The sequence below is a fragment of the Altererythrobacter sp. Z27 genome, from assembly GCF_052683155.1.
Map to the genome: position 1 here is coordinate 871,825 of NZ_JBQYMC010000001.1, position 17,996 is coordinate 889,820.

The window sequence follows — 17,996 nt, forward strand, 5'->3', positions numbered from 1 at the left end:
CACCTCTCCGCGATGTGCCAGCGAAGGTCAATGCCGCGCGGTCATCACCAGGCTTTCCTCGAGCAGGTCGAGCGCGGCGCGGGTAAAGGCCTGCATGTTGGCGATGCGGTCGTCACTGTCGGTCGCGGTAAGGCGAACGCGCTCGAAACCGTCCGGCCCGACCACTGCCGCGCAGCTGCGCCCCGATGCGACGCCGAGCGGATGCTTGCTGCTGCCTGCAGAGCCGCTTTCGGCAATGCCCCACTGCCCGCGAAAATTGTCGCGGATCGCATGTGCCTGGATCAGCGCATATTCCTCGGTCGCCGAAACCATGCCGGCAAAGGCATCGCGCGGCAGGCCGAACAGCACGTCACGAGCGCGGAAGGAATAGACGATCCCGCCGCCACGATAGAATTCGAGCGCGCCGGGCACAGTCAGCAGCGCCGCCGCGATCAGCCCGCCGGTCGCGCCGTCGGCCACCGCGATCTTCTCGCCGCGCTCGCGCAGCATGGTCGCGATGCGCAACGCCTGCGGGTGGAGTTCTTCAAGGATCATTGTGTTACCCCTCCGGCCTCGACCAGGTAGAGCCGGATCGCCTCCACCTCCTTGTCGGTGAAATGAGCGAAGCGATTGCGCGAGACTTCGCTCATCAGGCCCACTTCGCGGTCGCCCGTAGCCTTGCCGGTGCGCATCAGCTTGGCGAAATCGGCCGGTTCATAGGCCGGAACCATCATGGTCAGATCGGGCCGCACGGCATCGCCGGGTAATGGCGCCGGGCCGCCCTTCAGGTCGATCTCGTGGCACTCGGCGCAGGTCGCGCGCACGATATGGCGCGCCATCGCGTGCTGCGGGCCGAGGTCAGGCGGCCAGGCATCGCCTTCCTTCGCCACACGCTGCGTTGAATCGAGATATTCGCCCGCAGCCTTCAATTCTGCCAGCTTGGGGCCGATAGTCGGCGCCGGGTGGATTTCGTCGCTTGCGGGCACGCTGCGGAGGTAGGCCAGGACCGCGCGCAGATCGTCCTCGTGAACATGCGTGAACAGATGCGACGGCATCTCGGACATGGCACGATCGGGCCGCCTGCCGGTGGCGATCATCGCAAGGAGTTCGTCGTCGCTATGCAGCTCAGCGCTGCGCGTGAGGTTCGCGGTCCACAACACGCCCAGCTCGGGATCAGACCAGTCCTTGCCGGTGAAGTCCTTGCCGTGGCAGCCATTGCAGCCAAGCAAGGTCGCGACGCGTTTGCCGTGCTCGATCTGGTTCGAGGAAACTCTCTCGAAACGGAGCTGCTCGACAGGTTGAAGCGGGGCTTCGTTTGCCGAGCAGGCGGCCAAAGCGAGCACGGCCAATGCTGTCGCAGGGCTCTTCATGGTTCGAGCAGCTCGATCGTAAAGGGCTTGTTGGTGAAGAACAGCACGTCTGCCGGTCCGTCTTCGGTCGCGCCGTGTTCCGCCACCGATCCTTCGGGAAACCACAGCAGCTCGCCCGGCCCGAATTCGCCATCATTGGCCCGGATGCGCCCCGAGACGATGTACATGGCGTGCCCGCAGCCATGGGTGTGGGTTGGAGTGACTTCTCCCGCTTCATAGCGAACCATGAAGGCTTCCATGCCGGTTTCGGGGTCATTGAGCAGCGGCATCAGCGCCACCGAATGGTCCGGCTCGGCATAAGTGATCCGCTGGAATTCCATCGTCGCCGGGTTCACCGCGATCATTTTTGTCATTCCCGCCCCCTCTTTGCCAGCTACCCCGCAGCCGCGACGATAGCAGCCCAGCCCGCTTCGTCGATCACTTCGATGCCCAGTTCGGCGGCTTTCTTGAGCTTGCTTCCTGCCCCCGGCCCGGCGACCACCAGGTCGGTTTTGGCCGAGACCGAGCCCGCCGCCTTCGCGCCAAGCCGTTCGGCCTGCGCCTTGGCCTCGTCGCGGCTCATCGTTTCGAGCTTGCCGGTGAACACCACGGTCTTGCCCGCAACCGGGCTGTCGATCGTCTCGACGACATAGGGCGGCGGCGAGAGTTCGCGCAGCAAGTCTTCCCACACCTCCACATTGTGCGGCTCGTGGAAGAAATCTCTGATAGACTCGACCACAGCGTCGCCAACACCGTCAATTGAAGTGAATGCGAGATATCGATCATCCTCTGCTGGTGGTTTTAGGCGAGCTCCACCTTCAGCCTGATAGTTCGCATTCAGATATTCTGCCGCCTCCTTGATCCTCGAAATATCACGAAAATTCTTCATCAGATCGCGCGCGGTGACTTCGCCTATGTGCCGGATTCCAAGTCCGAAAAGCAGCCGCGCGGCATCGGGCGAACGCTTGTTTTCCACAGATGCCAACAGATTATCCACAGACTTGTCCTGCCACCCTTCGAGCGCGAGAATCTCGGCGCGGCGATCCTTGAGGCGGAAGATATCGGCCGGGCTTTCGAGCCATCCGAGCGCGAAGAACTGGTCGATCGTCTTTTCGCCCAGCCCCTCGATATCGAGCGCCTTGCGGCTGACGAAATGCTTGAGCCGTTCGGTGCGCTGTGCAGGACAGATCAGCCCGCCCTGGCAGCGGACATCTACTTCATCGTCCTCCGCCACCGCTTCGCTGCCGCATTCGGGGCAATGGTCGGGGAAGACAAAAGGCGCGCGATCCGCATCGGGAGTGAGGTTGCTGACAAGCTGCGGGATCACGTCGCCCGCGCGCTGCACCACCACACGGTCGCCCGGGCGCACGCCCAGCCGCGCAATCTCGTCGCGATTGTGCAGCGTGACATTGGTCACCGTCACCCCGCCCACCATCACCGGGGCAAGGCGACCGACCGGGGTAAGCTTGCCGGTGCGCCCGACCTGTATGTCGATCGCCTCAAGCGTGGTTTCGGCCTGTTCGGCGGGGAATTTGTGCGCCAGCGCCCAGCGCGGAGCCTTGGCGACGAAGCCCAGCCGCTGCTGCAGGTCGAGCCGGTCGACCTTGTAGACGACGCCGTCGATCTCATAGGGCAGTTCGGCCCTCACCTTGCCGATCGCGGCATAGGCAGCGAGCATTTCATCCACGTTCTCGCAGCGGCGGAAGTGCGGCGAGACGCGGAAGCCCCAGCGCGCGAGCTGCTGCATCACTTCATGCTGCGTCTTGCCCGGGACTTCGCTCGCGACGCCCCATGCATAGGCCCAGAAGCGCAGCGGGCGCTGCGCTGTGACTGACGGATCCTTCTGCCGAAGCGAGCCCGCCGCCGCGTTGCGTGGATTGGCAAACAGTTTGCCGCCAGCCTCTTGCTGCGCAGCATTGAGCGCAGCAAAAGCCTGTTTTTCCATGTAGACTTCGCCGCGCACTTCGAACATGTCGGGTGCTGCGCCATCGGCCAATTGCTGCGGAATATCGGCAATGCTGGCGACATTGGCGGTCACGTCTTCGCCCACCTGCCCGTCGCCGCGGGTCGAAGCGCGCACCAGCCTGCCCTGCTCATACCGCAGCGAGCAGGAAAGCCCGTCGATCTTGTCTTCCGCGGTGATCGCGATCGGCTCATCGTCGGCCAGCGACAGGAACCGCCGCATCCGCGCCACCCATTCGCGCACCTCCTCGGCATCGAAAGCATTGTCGAGGCTCATCATGCGAACCTCATGCGTCACCTTGCCGAGCGGAGACGACAACACCGCATAGCCGACATTCTTCGACGGGCTGTCGGCGCGCACCAGCTGCGGGAACGCCGCCTCCAGCACGGCATTGCGCCGTACCAGCGCGTCATATTCCTGGTCGGTAACTTCGGGCGCGTCTTCAGCGTAATAGAGCCGGTCGTGATGCCCGATGATCCGCGCCAGCCGCATCAGCTCATTGGCGGCTTCGGCCTCGCTCATTTCCGCAGGCGGCTTGTCCGAAATTTGCTCGATTCCCATACCCTACGCTATGCATGAGCGCAGGCGCCGGGAAAAGTGCCGCGTAACGGGGTCGCACATCCGTTCGGGGGGAAACCGATGATCGACCGCTATCTCAAGATGCTGACCTGCACGATTATTGGCGCAATGGCGTTGACTTATGTCGCGCATAATTTCGCCAATCTCGGTGCCGCGCATGACTTCTTCATCTACGTCACCAGCCACCAGGGGCAGGAAGCCTACCCGGTTACCTTGCTGCCGGTGCCGCCGGGGCCACTGGTCGTGGCGGCGATGGCGCTGGTGTTCGGCCTCGAACTCGCAGCGGGCGGCCTGTTGCTGCTCGGCGCATGGCGGCTGTGGCAAGCGCGCGCGGCCGATGCCGCGGCATTCAACGCCGCCAAGCGCACAGCCAAGATCGGACTCGCCTGCGCCATCGCGAATTGGTGGGGGCTGTTCCAGGTGATCGCCGTGGCGGGCTACCAGCTGTGGCAGATGCCCGGCGGGATCGGGCCGGACCACGGATCATGGGTGTTCGGCGCGATGTCGATGCTGGTGCTGATCCACCTCAGCATGCGCGAGGACTAGGCCAGCGAGGCGAGAAAGCCCAACAGCAGCCGGTTGCACTCTTCGGGCCGCTCCTGCTGGGTCCAGTGCCCGCAGCCTTCGAGCACATGCGCGCCGCGCAGGGCGGGCAGCAGCTTCGCCATCGTTTCGAGCGGGTCTTTCCCCGCCAGCCGCGTCGCAAGGTCGCGCGTCCCGCCGATGAACAGGCTGGGCTGCGCGATCGCATGGCTGTCGAGCCGCGAGAGCATCTCCCAGTCGCGCCGCCGGTTACGATAGCGATTGAGCGGCCCGCGGAAGCCCGAGCGTGCGAACTCCCCGGCAAAATAGGCGACATCCTCATGGCTCAGCCAGGGCAGAGGCATCGGTGGTTCGGGCAGGCCCTTGAGCAGGCCGTCTCCCGGTTTCTTGTCGGTCGGCCAGGTGCCTTCGGGCGCATCCCCTGAGAGCGCGTAATAGAAGCGGCGGATCGTCGCCGCCGGATCACCCTCCAGCTCGGCCTCGGCCTCGCCCTCGCGCTGGAAATCGACCACGTAGAAATATCTGCCGCGCTGGGTGAAGAACCGATCCTGCAGCACGTCGGCGGATTCCGCTCCCGGCGCCGCATGCGGCACCGACATTCCGGCGACGGCGCGGAACCGGTCGGGATGCAGCAGTGCCGACGTCCACGCGATCGGCGCCCCCCAATCGTGCCCGACGATGACCGCAGGCTCATCGGGCGAAAGTATCTCCGCCAGTCGCGCGCAGTCGCCCGCCAGAGTTTCAAGCGAATAGGCTTCGATCGCTTCAGGCGCGGATGATCCGCCATAGCCGCGTACATCGGGCGCAACCACTCGCCAGCCCGCCCCGGCCAGCGCCGGGATCTGGTGCCGCCAGCTGTACCAGCTCTCGGGAAAGCCGTGCACCAGTATGACGAGCGGGCCGGAACCCATCTCGGCATAGCGCAGCGTCACGCCCGGCTGCGTCTCGACATGGCCGAACCGGACTTCGGAAAGGATGCTCATCTTGCCTGGTGCCCGCCCAAACGGATCAGGGCTTGGTTTCGCAAACCACGTGGCTGAAGAAGGTACGGTCGCCGCTCAGCTGGACGCGATAGGAAAGCACCCGGCCAAAGCGATCGCCCAGCGCCTGCTGGCAGAGAGAATTGCTGCGTTCCTGGCTGATGTTGTAATTGCCGTTCGCCCACGGCGCCAGCTCGGTCGGTGTGAAATGGAGCACCACGACCTGCTTGCCCGCACTCTGCCTGAGCGCGTCGATTTCCAGTTGCAGCGCGTTGAGCCGCACCATCACCGGGTCGAGCGTGGGTGCCTGTATCGTCGGTGTAGTGCGCGGCTGCGTGGTTTGCGTGCGGGTCTGCGCCATGGCCGGATTGGCGACGATGAAGGCCATCGCGGCAGCGGCAAGTCCAAGCTTCTTCATGATGTTTCTCCCATCGATGGCGGGGTGGATCGCGCTCAATCTGATGCGCGAGTGCTCCGGGAATGTGCGTGCAGGGCCAGGATCGCAAAGACGACCAGCATGAGCGCGATGCCATTGGCAAAACCGCCGAGGTCGAGCAGTTCGAACCGGTCGACAGCCAGGATCAGCGAACAAAGCACGATAGCCGAGAGGTAACTGCGCATGGGTCGATCTCCCCGGATGATCCTGATTTCCCTGACGCAACAGTCGCATCGAAGGTATTGAAGCGCAAGGGCGCCGATGGGAAGGCCACTTGTGTCCGCAAATGGGTGGAAAGCTGACCTAGTCGCACATGTCATGACGGCGGTATCCGTCAATCCAGTCGGCAATCATATTTGCCGGTGGGGGGCCAACATTCACAATGCGCGAAGCGTAAAAGTCGCGAGGATAGGAGTTTAAATGGCCGAATGCGCCGTCCGAGACTGTTACCCATCCGTCGACCTCGATGGTTGCAAATCCTGAATGAAATAGGGAATCCTTGATGCACCCGTTGAGATAATCTTGATCCAATTGATTATCCAATTGGTCGCCACAGCCATTTTTCGGACAATGAAACCAAGCGCGCGTGTCACTAGGCCCGAACTCGCTGCGAACAGGTGGGAAATCTGGACTAGAAAAGTTTGATGCTTCGAATCCAGTTACTAGAATGCCTTTGAATCGTCCTTTGGGTGTCAGTATTGCGCAGCCGACATCTTCCTGATCCAGTTCGCTCGGAATAGAATAATTCGGGAGCCCAATGGCACAGGCGGCGTGCAGCATAGTTGGCCTATCGACCCAATACCATGCGCCCAGTCCAGCTGCGGCGATCAAAAGACCGAATACAATAGTTGATACTTTTCTCATGATGTTTGGAAACTACCTGAAATCCCAACGTCCGCAATTGGGTCGTTAGCGGACATTCCTTTGCCACCACTCAGATGGCAACCGGAACAGTCACGCCTGCGCCAACACCGTAACGGTCATCGCCCGGCGCGGCCTGAAGCCGAGCGATTCATACAGCGCAATCGCCCCCGAATTCTTCGCGTAGGAGTGCAGATAGGGCACTTCGCCCTGCACCCTCATGCGCTCCATCACATGCCGGATCAGCCGCTTTGCCAGCCCCTGCCCGCGAAATTCGGGCCATGTGCACACGCCGCTTACTTCGCTCAGCCCCGGCGCGGGCAGCATGCGCTGGCCTGCCATCGCGGCAAGCTTGCCGTCGCGCCAGATACCGACAGAATTGGTGTAGCGATGGGTCAGTTCGCCCCATGGCCCCGGCTCGGTCGCATGGGCGATTTCCGCCATGGCTGCGGCATCGCCCTCGACCAGTTCGACGATTTCGGGATCGTGCGGTCCGGGAACAGGTGGCGACCCGTCGGCAATCATCTGCAGCAGCGGCGCGGTGCGGACCAGCCGCGTGCCCGGCGGCGCGGGCCATGCCTCCGGCTCGACCAGCCAGATCTCGTCATCCGGTCCGGCAATCAGGCTTGCGAGGGCAGCCTGCGCCTCGTCCGAAGCGTCGCGCGCGGCGGCAAAGGGGCCGTAACGCGGATCGAGCCGTATCGCGGCCCCGCCATCTACGGCGAGATGCGCAAGCCGCCCGTGCAACATGTTCCAGACTTGCCGGTCGAGCGCCGCGTCGAATTCGGCGCTCACACTCCCTCCAGCAGCCGGTCAGCCTGCGCACGCGCCTCGGGCGTGACTTCGGCACCGGAAAGCATGCGGGCGATTTCCTCCTGCCGCCCGGCTTGGTCGAGCAGCGTCACCCCGGTCTTCGTCACCGTGCCTTCCGAAGACTTGGCGATGAGGTAATGCGTGCGCCCGCGCGCCGCGACCTGCGGCGAATGCGTGACCGCGAGCAATTGCCCGGAATCGGCCAGCCGCGCGAGCCGCTCGCCGATGGCCGAGGCCACCGCCCCGCCCACGCCGCGGTCGATCTCGTCGAAGATCACTGTCGCCGCCCCGCCCTGTTCGGCCAGCGCGACCTTGAGCGCCAGGATGAAGCGCGACAGCTCGCCGCCCGACGCAATCTTGTTGAGCGGCGCGAAGTCCGCCCCCGGATTGGTGGCGATCAGGAATTCGACGCTGTCGATCCCGTGCGCGCCCCAGCGCTCTTCCGGCAAGCGACCGATCGCGGTGAGGAAGCGCGCGGCATCGAGCTTGAGCGGGGCCAGTTCCGCCGCCACCGCCTTGTCGAGCACCTTTGCCGCCGCAAGCCGCGCCGCATGCACCGCTTCGGCGCGCTGGCGATAGGCCTCGCCCGCTTCGCGCGCGGCGACCTCGAGCGCGTCCAGCTCGGCCTCGCCGCCCTCGATCGCGTCGAGCGCGCGGCGCATGTCGCGCATTTTCCCGGGCAAATCGTCAACCTCGCAGCGATGTTTGCGGGCGATGGCGCGCAGTTCGAACAGCCGGGTTTCGGCAGCCTCAAGCTCCGCCGGATCGTGGATCAGCGCCTCCGCCGCCTTGGCCAGCCGGTCCTCCGCTTCGCCCGCCTCGACCAGAGCGCGGTCGAGCGCGGCAAGCGCTTCGGAAAGCAGCGGGTGCTCGGGCGCGATCCGGTCAAGCCGCCGGGCCGCGACGCGCAGCGCCGCCAGCGGCGAATCCGAGCCTTCCCAGATGTGGCGCAGTTCCTCGAGGTCGCCCGCCAGCTTCTCGCCCTTCTGCATCGAAGCGCGGGTTTCGGCGAGCCGCGCCTCTTCGCCCGCCTGTGGTTCGAGCGTGGTGAGTTCGGCCAAATGCGCCAGCAGCAGGTCCTGGTCTTCCTTCGCCTGCTCGACCTCGGCGCGCGCCTCGGCCAGCCGCTCTTCGGCAGCGCGCCATTCGCGCCACGCGGCGGCAAGCGCATCGACCTCGGCCCCGGCATAGCGATCGAGCAGCATGCGGTGGCCGCGCGGGTTCACCAGCCCGCGATCGTCATGCTGGCCGTGGAGTTCGACCAGCGCGGGTGCGATTTCGCGCAGCAGCGCCACCCCCACCGGCTGATCGTTGACGAAGGCCTTGCTGCCGCCGTCCGCCTTGAGCTGGCGACGGATGATCAGCGGCTCGCCCGGTTCGATCTCGAGGTCGGCTTCGTCCAGAGCTTCGGCGATTGCGGAAGGCAGCGCTGCGAATTCGAAGCTGGCGGCGACGCTCGCCTTGTCCTGCCCCGCGCGGACCAGCGCGCTGTCCGCACGGTCGCCCAGAACCAGCCCCAGCGCGTCGAGCAGGATCGACTTGCCCGCGCCTGTCTCGCCGGTGAGCACGCCCAGCCCGCGCCCGAAATCGAGATCGAGCGCTTCGATGAGGACGATGTTGCGGATCGAAAGCCGGGTCAGCATTGCGCCGACCTAACTAGCGCGCCCGAGCGCCCGCGTCACCAATCGCGCGCGGGTTGCGAACAGCCAAATCAGGTGGGGTGTACGTCAGGCGCGTGCCGCTGGACCAGCTTGTAGGCTTTTTCGTACCACTCGCTGCCCGGATAGTTGGCGCCCAGCACCGCAGTGTACTTCACCGCTTCGTCAGGGATGCCCAGCGCAAGGTTGGTTTCGGCCATGCGATAGAGCGCCTCAGGCGTGTGGCTGGTGCTCTGGAAGCTTTCGACCACGTTCTGGAAGCGCAGCTGCGCCGCCAGCCACATGCCCTGGCTCTGGTAGAGCCGGCCGATCTCCATTTCCTTGCCCGCGAGGTGGTCGTTCACCAAATCGAGCTTGAGGCGGGCGTCTGCGGCATATTCGCTGGTGGGGAAGCGCCGGTCCACTTCGCGCAGCGCGGTCTGCGCCTGCTTGGTGATGCTCTGGTCGCGCTGTACGTCGCTGATCTGCTCGTAATAGCTGAGCGCGATCAGGTAATAGGCATAGGGCGCGTCCTTATTGCCCGGGTGGATCGACAGGAAGCGCTGCGCGCTCTGGATCGCCTGGTTGTAATCCTGCGCGACGTAATAGCTGAACGCGCTCATCAGCTGCGCACGGCGGGCCCAGGGCGAATAGGGATGCTGGCGCTCCACCTCGTCGAACAGCGCCGCGGCGAGCCGCGTATTGCCGCGATCGAGCCGGCGCTTGGCCTCGGCATAGAGCGACTCCACGTCGCGCGCGACATAGGCCACATCTACATCGCCCGACTTGGCGCCCCCGGCGCAACCGGCGGTGAGCAGGGTAACCGCGGCCATTGCGGCGGCAAGAACGGGCTTTGGGGTGGTCAAGCGCGAATTCCCGGAAAATGCGAACAACGTCATGGGAGCCAGCCTATAACCAGCCCCCGGCTGAACGCCAAGTGAAGTTCCAGCAAATTCCTCAGCCTTGTGCCTCCACCTCGCCCGCACCCCCTACCGGCGGGTTAACCAGTGCCTTTCGGCACCCTGTTAACCGCTCGGGGGCATGATTCACCCTCCAAGTGCAAACGGGGTTTTGAAATGTTGCGAGCAATCCTGAGCGACGAGCAAGGCGCAACCGCGATCGAATACGGCCTGATCGTGGCGCTGATCGCGATCGGCCTGATCACGGCGCTGAATTCGATGGGCACCCAGATCGAAGGCACGTTCAACACCGTGAGCGACACGATGGCAGACGCCAACGCGGGGTGAGTCATAACCCGGCTTGCGCCCAGCAAGCCGCAAGGCCGACCGGCCGCCCGCAGGTGCCCGTAGCGCAGCGAAGGGACAGCACCGAGGACGCACCCACGGAGGTGGGTGCGCAATAAGAGGTCCCCCCATTTTCCTACTCGGCGTTTTCCTGCTCTATCCTGCCGGATGAGCACGCCAGCACCACTCCCCCTCCAGTTCACCCCCGTCCCCCGCGCCAAGCCGCGCAGCAACGGCTGGAAACCCGACATCCAGCGCGCCTTTATCGAGGCGCTGGCCGATACCGGCAGCGTCAAGGCCGCCTGCCGCCGCGTCGGCCGCACCGAGCACGGCGCCTACATGCTGCGCCGCCACCCCGAGGCGGAGAGCTTCCGCGCCGCGTGGGAGGCTGCGCTCGCGCTCGGCATCCGCCGGATCGAGGACGTGGCGATGGACCGCGCGCTCAACGGAGTGGAAGTGCCGGTCTATTCCTATGGCGAGCTGGTCGGCACCCGCACCGTCTATAACGATCGGCTGCTGATGTTCCTGCTGCGCAACCGCGCGCCCGAACGGTTCGCGGAAGGCCGCACCAGCGCCATGAACGCGGTCGACCGGATGGAACTCGCCCGGATGAAGAAGCAATGGCTGAAGGAGGAACTGGGCGACGAGGGCGAGATCATCGCCGAAATCAACGCGAAGCTCAGCGCGGCGAAGGCGCGGTGGTACGAAATGCTCAGCCCGCGCACCCGCGGCGCGTGGGCGGCGTTTCGCGCCTGCGAGGAGGAAGACAAGGCCGCAGGCTATAGCTGCTACGCCGACCCGGAGCATGCGCTCTACGAGGATCCCGGCGAGCACCCGTCTGCAGCGGGATGCAATGGCGAGGCGATGCCCAAGCCAAATTCCGTTCGCCCTTTGCTTGTCGAAGGGCAGCGCGCCCGTACCCCGGCCTCAGTGCCGGGGGAGGATATCGCACCCGCAGAGGCGGGCGCGGAAAACAAAGACACGCCCGGGATCAGGCGGCTAAAGGATGAGGGTTGGGATTAGGCTGCCGTGGAAAAGCTTCCAATATGGAGATTTTCCCTCACCATCCGCTTGCCAGCGAGTCCCGTAGAACATAACGTGTCCACGAACGACAATCGAGGTTTGGACATGAAGCTCAAAGACGCTTTGGCAATCGAGAAATCCGAAACCCCCTCGAAGCCAAAGTTCCGCTTTATCGATCTGTTCGCCGGAATTGGCGGAATGCGCATCCCGTTCGACGAGTGCGGCGGTGAGTGTGTATTTTCGTCCGAGTGGGACAAGTTTGCCCAGGACACTTACGAGTTGAACTTCGGGCACCGACCCGACGGCGACATAACCAAAATCGCGGCGAAAGACATTGGCCAACACGACATTCTGCTTGGAGGATTTCCGTGCCAGGCATTCTCGAATGCCGGCCTCAAGCGTGGATTCTTTGACACTCGGGGCACAATGTTTTTCGAAATTCAGCGAATCCTTGCTGAATGGCGGCCGAAGATGTTCTTGCTGGAGAACGTCAAGCAACTGCGAGGCCATGACAAAGGCCGAACACTCAGTACCATTACCTCTATCCTTGAAGGAAAGGATCCGGCGATCCCCGATGACATACCCATGTCACTTGAAGCTAGGAGGTCACTTTCGAGGAAGCTCAATTATTCGGTCGGTTTCAAAGTGCTGGCCGCAACCGAATTTGGTGTGCCACAGCGGAGGGAGCGTGTTTATATTGTAGGCTTCGATCGCGACCATTTCGGTGACGTCGATGCCAAGGACGTGTTTGCGCGGCTAAAAGGTCAATGTAGTCAGACCCGCCTCGGTGAAGCATTGGAAGCAGAAGGTGCAAACAGCTTAGCTCAGTACACAATTTCCGACCGGCTTTGGGAAGGCTTGAAACGTCGTATGGCGCGACACGAAGCAAAAGGTAACGGCTTCGGCCATAAGGTTTTCGAGTATGATGATCGTTACTGCAACACGATAACCTCGCGATATTATAAAGACGGTCGCGAGATACTGATCGATCAGTCACACCTTGGACTAAATCCTCGTCGTCTCACGCCACGAGAATGCGCGCGTATACAGGGTTTTCCTGAATGGTTCGATCTGTCGGCCTGCTCGGATACACAGCTATATAAGCAGTTCGGAAACTCGGTCTCCGTCCCAGTCATCCGTTCAATTGCCAACGCGATGATCGAGCTCTCTGAAGAACTGGAAATGGCTAAGAAAAAGACTGCCGTTGGCTGATATAGTAGATCCGAATAAGCGCTCGCAAATGATGGCGGGCATCGGGGCGAAAAATACGAAGCCCGAGATTCTTATTAGAAGAATTCTTCACCAGCTTGGTTACCGATTCAGATTGCACCGGAATGATTTACCCGGAAAGCCTGACATAGTACTACCTAAATGGAACGCTGTGATCTTTGTTCACGGTTGTTTCTGGCATGGCCATGAAAACTGCCCGCTATTTAGACTGCCCAAGAGCCGAACTGAATTCTGGGCAGAAAAGATTTCTTCCAACAAACAACGGGACGAGAACATTCGAGAGGCATACGCGCGAATGGAATGGCGAACTATTGAGGTTTGGGAATGCGCGACGAAAGGACGAAAGTCCCTCCCACCGGAAGCTCTTTCTAGCGCTCTAGATAGATCCCTCAAAAATATCGAGCTGGCTTATCAAGAAATAAGAGGCAGCTAGATTGCGTAAAGCGCCAGGACATCGTCCTCGATCCAACCTACCGACTTAATGAAATCCGATCTCAGCTTCACGAGATTTGCCAGCCTGTCTCCAAACACATCAAACGGACCGAAATGTACCAACCGGTGGGAAAGGGGATTAAGGCAGCAGATGTTTTCAGGAACATCGAGTGAGACAGCGAAACTATCCTGCAACTTCATTGGGATCAAATGGTGCGCTTCCATGAAATTCCGTCCGGAGGTGCGTGAATGAAAGGTTGGGTACTCAGGAAATAACTCGCAGCTGAAGTCGGCTCTGTTTATCGCTTCCAGCGAGAACTTTCTGTTGCGATCGTAACGGTAGATCTCGCTCTTCTGCTTTTTAGGAACCGAGCCATCATTCAGATCTGACTGAAACCCATCTTCATCAGGCTCTAAATTGTTACCCCGGTCTTCGAGGTCGAGTGTATTAGAGTTAATCTTCTCAAGTAGGTCTGGACTCATTTCGCAAAGCCACAAATGACCATCTCGCTCGAAGACGCCCCAGTACCAGCCGGGATCGGGTTTGAACTGATCAACTCGCAGGTAGAGCCGGAGTTCTCTTGGTTTGTTGGTCTTGTACGAAGTAGTTAAAAAAACAGGCTTTCCTGACGGGAAGAGCCTATATTCGAGGTTAGGATTGATCCCAAGCGCTTCGATCGCTGCGATGCTGCCGTGCCGCTGATCTAGCTGTGCTCCAAGAAAGTCTTCTGCGAGCTCCTGCTCCGGTCCGACAAAGGTAATCTGGGATTTGTTATATTCATCGTTAGTTACGACCGAATATGCTCCCCTGTTCGCTCCGAAAAACCGCTTCATCTCATGAGTGAATTGCTCGCTCATCACTCTTCCCCCATCCGCAAGGCCGCGATGAAAGCTTCCTGCGGGATGCTCACGTTGCCGTATTCCCTCATTCTCGCTTTCCCCTTCTTCTGCTTCTCGAGCAGCTTCTTCTTGCGGGTGATGTCGCCGCCGTAACACTTCGCGGTCACGTCTTTCCGCAGCGCGGCGATCGTTTCGCGCGCGATCACCTTGCCGCCGATCGCGGCCTGGATCGGGATCTTGAACAGGTGCCGCGGGATCAGGTCTTTCAGCCGCTCGCACATGCCGCGGCCGCGCTCTTCCGCAACGCTGCGGTGCACGATCAGGCTGAGCGCGTCGACCGGCTCGTTATTGACGAGGATGTTCATCTTCACGAGGTCGCCCTCGCGCATGCCGACCTGCTCGTAATCGAAGCTGGCATAGCCGCGGCTGATGCTCTTGAGCCGGTCGTAAAAGTCGAACACCACTTCGTTGAGCGGCAGTTCATAGGTCACCTGCGCGCGCCCGCCGACGTAAGTCAGATCGGTCTGGATGCCGCGCCGGTCCTGGCACAGCTTCAGGATCGAGCCGAGATATTCGTCAGGCGTGTAGATCACCGCCTTGATCCACGGCTCGTCAATGCTGTCGATCCGGTTCTGGTCGGGCCAGTCCGCCGGATTGTGGAGCATGATCTCCTTCGCATCCTCATTCTTCGTATGGCCGAGTTGGATGCGGTATTCCACGCTGGGCGCGGTGGTGATCAGGTCAAGATCGTATTCGCGGCTGAGCCGTTCCTGGATGATCTCGAGGTGCAGCAGGCCAAGGAAGCCGCAGCGGAAGCCGAAGCCCAGCGCGGCGGAGCTTTCCATCTCGTAGCTGAAGCTGGCGTCGTTGAGCCGCAGCTTGGCGATGCTTTCGCGCAGCTTCTCGAAATCGGCGGCGTCGACCGGGAACAGGCCGCAGAACACCACCGGCTGCACTTCCTTGTAGCCGGGCAGCGGCGCGGTGGCCCCGCCCTTCACCGTGGTGATGGTGTCACCCACGCGGGCCTGCTCCACCTCCTTGATCTGCGCGGTGATGAAGCCGATCTCGCCCGGGCCGATCTCGGGCAGGTCGACGCGCTTGGGGGTGAAGGCGCCGACGCGGTCGATCAGGTGCTGGGTGCCGCCCTGCATGAATTTGACGTTGAGGCCCTTGCGGATCACGCCGTCGATCACGCGGACGAGGATGACCACCCCGAGGTAGGGATCGTACCAGCTGTCGACGAGGCTGGCCTTGAGCGGCGCGTCGCGGTCGCCCTTGGGGTGCGGGATGCGCGCGACGACGGCTTCCAGCACGTCTTCGATGCCGATGCCGGACTTCGCGCTGGTGAGCACGGCGTCCGACGCGTCGAGGCCGATGATGTCCTCGATCTCGGCCTTGACCTTCTCGGGCTCGGCCGCGGGCAGGTCGATCTTGTTGATGACGGGCACGATTTCGTGGTCGTGCTCGATCGACTGGTAGACGTTGGCGAGGGTTTGCGCCTCCACGCCCTGCGCCGCGTCGACGACGAGCAGCGCGCCTTCGCAGGCGGCGAGGCTGCGGCTGACCTCATAGGCGAAGTCGACGTGGCCGGGCGTGTCCATGAGGTTGAGCTCATAGGTCTCGCCATCCTTGGCGGTGTAGTTGAGGCGCACGGTCTGGGCCTTTATGGTGATGCCGCGTTCGCGCTCAATGTCCATATTATCAAGGACTTGCTCGCTCATCTCGCGCTCGGTCAGCCCGCCGCAGGCCTGGATCAGCCGGTCAGCCAGGGTCGACTTGCCATGGTCGATATGGGCGATGATGGAAAAATTGCGGATCTTCGAAAGGTCGGTCATTCGCTTCGCATTTTAGAGAAATCGGCACACAATTTGCCGCCTTGCGCGGCCCTTAGCCGCACATGACGCGCCTGTCAGCCAACAATGCGAGATTGGGGTAAATCCACCCGAATTTCGAATTACGACGCCTCGTACATCCCCACCGGTGCGTAGCTGAATTTGGGCACGCTCCCCTCGCCGCCAAGCATCACGCCCTGCATCGAATTGTAATTGCCGGGCGCCAGCGCCGTTAGTGGAGCACCTGCAGATGCCAGTTCATAGGGAGAGACGCGGTGGCGCGTACAAAGCCCGCCTGCCCCATCATCCACCAGCGGGTATTCGAACTCGAGGCCCTGCGTATCGCCCGCCGCCCGGATAACGGTCGCAACTGCAAGTTGCCCGCCGCCTAGATCGACCACGAACTGTGTGCCAAGCGGAACGTCGTCCAGCCCCTGGATCAAAGCGCCGGTCTTCGAGAGATTGCGCAGGGTCACTTCGTAAGAGTGGTCATCATGGATCACATGGATCTTGCGCAGCACTGTGCGACGTTTGGCGCGAGACGTGCGATTGCCGCTCGGTTCGATCGCCCAGTTCCCGGTCGACAGCTGATCTTGCACTTCTTCGCGCGACACCGCTTCGGAGTAGACCGGCCCTTGCACGCAGCCCACCCCCGCTTCCTTCAGCGCCTTGTGTTGGGCAACGGTTTCAATTCCGCCTGCAACCGTGGCCATTTCGAGTGCCTGGGCCAGCGCGACCACCGCCTTGATCAGGTCAAGCTCGCGGCTCTGGCTATCGAGGTTCGCCGGGCAGAAATTCGACCCAATCTTGATCGAATCGAACGGGGCTCGGCGCAAATAGCCAAGCGATGAATATCCGGTTCCAAATTCATCCAGCGTAAGCCGCACGCCCAGCTTGAAGAGCGAGCCAAGGAGCTTGTCGACCGCATTGTTGTCGCCGAGAAACACGGTTTCCTTGACTTCGAGTTCTAGCCGCGACGGATCGAGGTCAGACTGCTCGAGAGCCTTGCTGACGCTGGCGAGAAACCCTTGGGATGTGAACTGCCGCGTTGGCACATTCACAGTGACACGCAAGCTGTCCGGCCACTGGCTTGCTTCGAGGCAGGCTTGCCGGACGGCCCATTCGCCGACCTCAACAACCAGCGCAGAGTTTTCGACGATCGACTGGAACTCGTCATTGTCGATCTCGCCGCGTTGGGGATGATCCCAGCAAACCTGCGCTTCGAGCGCGACAACTTTCTGGCTCTTCGTCGAGACCACTGGCTGGTAGGTCAGGAACAGCTGGTCTTCGCGCACGGCCTCCTGAAGGTCGCCTTCAAGCCGACGGCGGAAGATCGCCTCATTCGCGAGATCGCCCGAGTAGAAACGGAACTGTCCCCGGCCACCGTTCTTCGCGGCATAAAGCGCCAAATCGGCCGAGCGAACTACTTCCTCGCGCGTCACGCCGTCATGCGGCGCAATGGCGATCCCGACCGAAGCGCCGATCACGCAGCGACCTTCGTCGAGCGAATAGGGCTGCGTCAGCATAGCGATGATCTTCGAAGCGATCTCGCCAAGCTCGCCGCGGTCGTCCACGTCAGGCAGCATGATCTGGAACTCGTCCCCGCCCAGGCGACCGATTTCACAATCGCGTTCGACCGCGCGGGTCAAGCGACCAGAAACCTGCTTGAGCAGTTCGTCGCCAGCTGCATGGCCCAGCGTGTCATTGACCTGTTTGAACCGGTCGAGGTCGAGCATGAGGATAGCGCAGTTGCGCTTCGCCGCGCGGAACGCAGTCAGCGTTGTCTCGATCGAATGCGCCATGCGATGGCGGTTCGACAGGCCGGTGAGCGAATCGAATTTCGCCAGCCGCATGGTTTCTTCTTCGCGGTGGTATTCTTCGGTGATGTCGGTCCCGGTGCCGCGGAAACCGAGGAATGCACCCTCTTCCGAAAAGGCAGGGCGGCCCGACAGGCGAATTACCACGTCACGCTGGCCGCGCGCCGGTGTCACGGCAAATCCCGAGAACGACTTGCGCGCGCCCAGGCGCAGCGAAAGCGACTGGGACCGCCCCTCGCCTTCCTTCGAGGCAAAGGCGGTCGACAATGGCTGGCCGACCAGCTCTTCGATCGGCATTCCGGTCCGTTCACCGATTGCGCTGCTGAGATAGGTGAGATTGCCTTCGGCGTCGGTCGACCAGAACCAGCCCAGACCCGACTGTTCGAGTTCGTCGAGCATCGCCAGCTTGTCGGCGTCAGTCATGCTGCTGGCGCCGTT

The 17,996-nt window shown here is 62.1% G+C and carries 19 protein-coding genes; 5 read left to right on the plus strand and 14 right to left on the minus strand.

The genetic code is table 11. From position 1 onward, the window contains the following. Positions 1–27 precede the first annotated feature (27 nt). From ACUJ47_RS04290 to ligA, 4 genes are read right to left on the minus strand one after another with little or no spacing between them, the layout of a single operon-like run. Positions 28–534, minus strand: a complete 507-nt coding sequence (locus ACUJ47_RS04290; RefSeq protein ID WP_445537208.1) for a CinA family protein — start codon at positions 532–534, stop codon at positions 28–30. Beyond that, the gene (locus ACUJ47_RS04295) at positions 531–1,349 is read right to left on the minus strand and encodes a c-type cytochrome (RefSeq protein ID WP_445537209.1); all 819 of its coding nucleotides are present in this window, start codon (positions 1,347–1,349) and stop codon (positions 531–533) included. The genes ACUJ47_RS04290 and ACUJ47_RS04295 overlap by 4 nt, the downstream gene beginning before the upstream one ends. After that, positions 1,346–1,702, minus strand: a complete 357-nt coding sequence (locus ACUJ47_RS04300) for a cupin domain-containing protein (protein WP_445537210.1) — start codon at positions 1,700–1,702, stop codon at positions 1,346–1,348. Before ACUJ47_RS04300 ends, ACUJ47_RS04295 begins: the two co-directional genes overlap by 4 nt. Positions 1,703–1,722: 20 nt before the next feature. Next, positions 1,723–3,852, minus strand: a complete 2,130-nt coding sequence (gene ligA, locus ACUJ47_RS04305) for an NAD-dependent DNA ligase LigA (protein WP_445537211.1) — start codon at positions 3,850–3,852, stop codon at positions 1,723–1,725. 78 nt (positions 3,853–3,930) lie between these two features. Here ligA and ACUJ47_RS04310 point away from each other — a divergent pair, with 78 nt between their 5' ends. Then, positions 3,931–4,416 (plus strand): DUF2165 family protein, encoded by a 486-nt coding sequence (locus ACUJ47_RS04310; RefSeq protein WP_445537212.1) that lies wholly within the window; start codon positions 3,931–3,933, stop codon positions 4,414–4,416. On the opposite strand, the gene ACUJ47_RS04315 is transcribed toward ACUJ47_RS04310, so the two are convergent. The 7 genes from ACUJ47_RS04315 to ACUJ47_RS04345 form a co-directional block, all read right to left on the minus strand. Next, the gene (locus ACUJ47_RS04315) at positions 4,413–5,324 is read right to left on the minus strand and encodes an alpha/beta fold hydrolase (RefSeq protein ID WP_445538856.1); all 912 of its coding nucleotides are present in this window, start codon (positions 5,322–5,324) and stop codon (positions 4,413–4,415) included. The two genes, ACUJ47_RS04310 and ACUJ47_RS04315, sit on opposite strands and share 4 nt — an antisense overlap. 97 nt (positions 5,325–5,421) lie before the next feature. Beyond that, the gene (locus tag ACUJ47_RS04320; RefSeq protein WP_445537213.1) at positions 5,422–5,811 is read right to left on the minus strand and encodes a hypothetical protein; all 390 of its coding nucleotides are present in this window, start codon (positions 5,809–5,811) and stop codon (positions 5,422–5,424) included. Positions 5,812–5,846: 35 nt separating this feature from the next. Beyond that, positions 5,847–6,014 carry a hypothetical protein gene (locus ACUJ47_RS04325; RefSeq protein ID WP_445537214.1) on the minus strand — a complete coding sequence of 56 codons (168 nt, stop codon included), beginning with the start codon at positions 6,012–6,014 and terminating at the stop codon, positions 5,847–5,849. Positions 6,015–6,132: 118 nt separating this feature from the next. Next, complete coding sequence (locus ACUJ47_RS04330) at positions 6,133–6,693, minus strand: hypothetical protein (protein WP_445537215.1); 561 nt, start codon at positions 6,691–6,693, stop codon at positions 6,133–6,135. Positions 6,694–6,783: 90 nt separating this feature from the next. After that, on the minus strand, positions 6,784–7,485 hold the full coding sequence (locus ACUJ47_RS04335) for a GNAT family N-acetyltransferase (protein ID WP_445537216.1): 702 nt from the start codon (positions 7,483–7,485) through the stop codon (positions 6,784–6,786). Next, positions 7,482–9,146, minus strand: a complete 1,665-nt coding sequence (recN, locus tag ACUJ47_RS04340) for a DNA repair protein RecN (RefSeq protein WP_445537217.1) — start codon at positions 9,144–9,146, stop codon at positions 7,482–7,484. Before recN ends, ACUJ47_RS04335 begins: the two co-directional genes overlap by 4 nt. 68 nt (positions 9,147–9,214) lie before the next feature. After that, positions 9,215–9,973 carry an outer membrane protein assembly factor BamD gene (locus tag ACUJ47_RS04345; RefSeq protein ID WP_445537218.1) on the minus strand — a complete coding sequence of 253 codons (759 nt, stop codon included), beginning with the start codon at positions 9,971–9,973 and terminating at the stop codon, positions 9,215–9,217. A 243-nt stretch (positions 9,974–10,216) separates the two neighbouring features. Here ACUJ47_RS04345 and ACUJ47_RS04350 point away from each other — a divergent pair, with 243 nt between their 5' ends. The 4 genes from ACUJ47_RS04350 to ACUJ47_RS04365 all read left to right on the plus strand — a co-directional run bounded on the left by ACUJ47_RS04350 (position 10,217) and on the right by ACUJ47_RS04365 (position 13,070). Further along, on the plus strand, positions 10,217–10,387 hold the full coding sequence (locus tag ACUJ47_RS04350; RefSeq protein WP_445537219.1) for a Flp family type IVb pilin: 171 nt from the start codon (positions 10,217–10,219) through the stop codon (positions 10,385–10,387). 165 nt (positions 10,388–10,552) lie between these two features. Next, on the plus strand, positions 10,553–11,407 hold the full coding sequence (locus tag ACUJ47_RS04355) for a hypothetical protein (RefSeq protein ID WP_445537220.1): 855 nt from the start codon (positions 10,553–10,555) through the stop codon (positions 11,405–11,407). A 75-nt stretch (positions 11,408–11,482) separates the two neighbouring features. Next, the gene (gene dcm, locus ACUJ47_RS04360) at positions 11,483–12,619 is read left to right on the plus strand and encodes a DNA (cytosine-5-)-methyltransferase (protein WP_445537221.1); all 1,137 of its coding nucleotides are present in this window, start codon (positions 11,483–11,485) and stop codon (positions 12,617–12,619) included. 31 nt (positions 12,620–12,650) lie between these two features. Continuing rightward, positions 12,651–13,070, plus strand: coding sequence for a very short patch repair endonuclease (locus ACUJ47_RS04365; protein WP_445538857.1), 420 nt, complete (start codon positions 12,651–12,653; stop codon positions 13,068–13,070). Here the strand turns inward: ACUJ47_RS04365 and ACUJ47_RS04370 are convergent. The 3 genes from ACUJ47_RS04370 to ACUJ47_RS04380 all read right to left on the minus strand — a co-directional run bounded on the left by ACUJ47_RS04370 (position 13,067) and on the right by ACUJ47_RS04380 (position 17,981). Next, positions 13,067–13,927: a hypothetical protein gene (locus ACUJ47_RS04370; RefSeq protein WP_445537222.1), complete on the minus strand. Its 861-nt coding sequence runs from the start codon at positions 13,925–13,927 to the stop codon at positions 13,067–13,069. The two genes, ACUJ47_RS04365 and ACUJ47_RS04370, sit on opposite strands and share 4 nt — an antisense overlap. After that, positions 13,927–15,744: a translation elongation factor 4 gene (lepA, locus tag ACUJ47_RS04375; protein WP_445537223.1), complete on the minus strand. Its 1,818-nt coding sequence runs from the start codon at positions 15,742–15,744 to the stop codon at positions 13,927–13,929. Before lepA ends, ACUJ47_RS04370 begins: the two co-directional genes overlap by 1 nt. 119 nt (positions 15,745–15,863) lie before the next feature. Then, positions 15,864–17,981, minus strand: a complete 2,118-nt coding sequence (locus ACUJ47_RS04380; protein ID WP_445537224.1) for an EAL domain-containing protein — start codon at positions 17,979–17,981, stop codon at positions 15,864–15,866. Between the last annotated feature and the right edge of the window lie 15 nt (positions 17,982–17,996).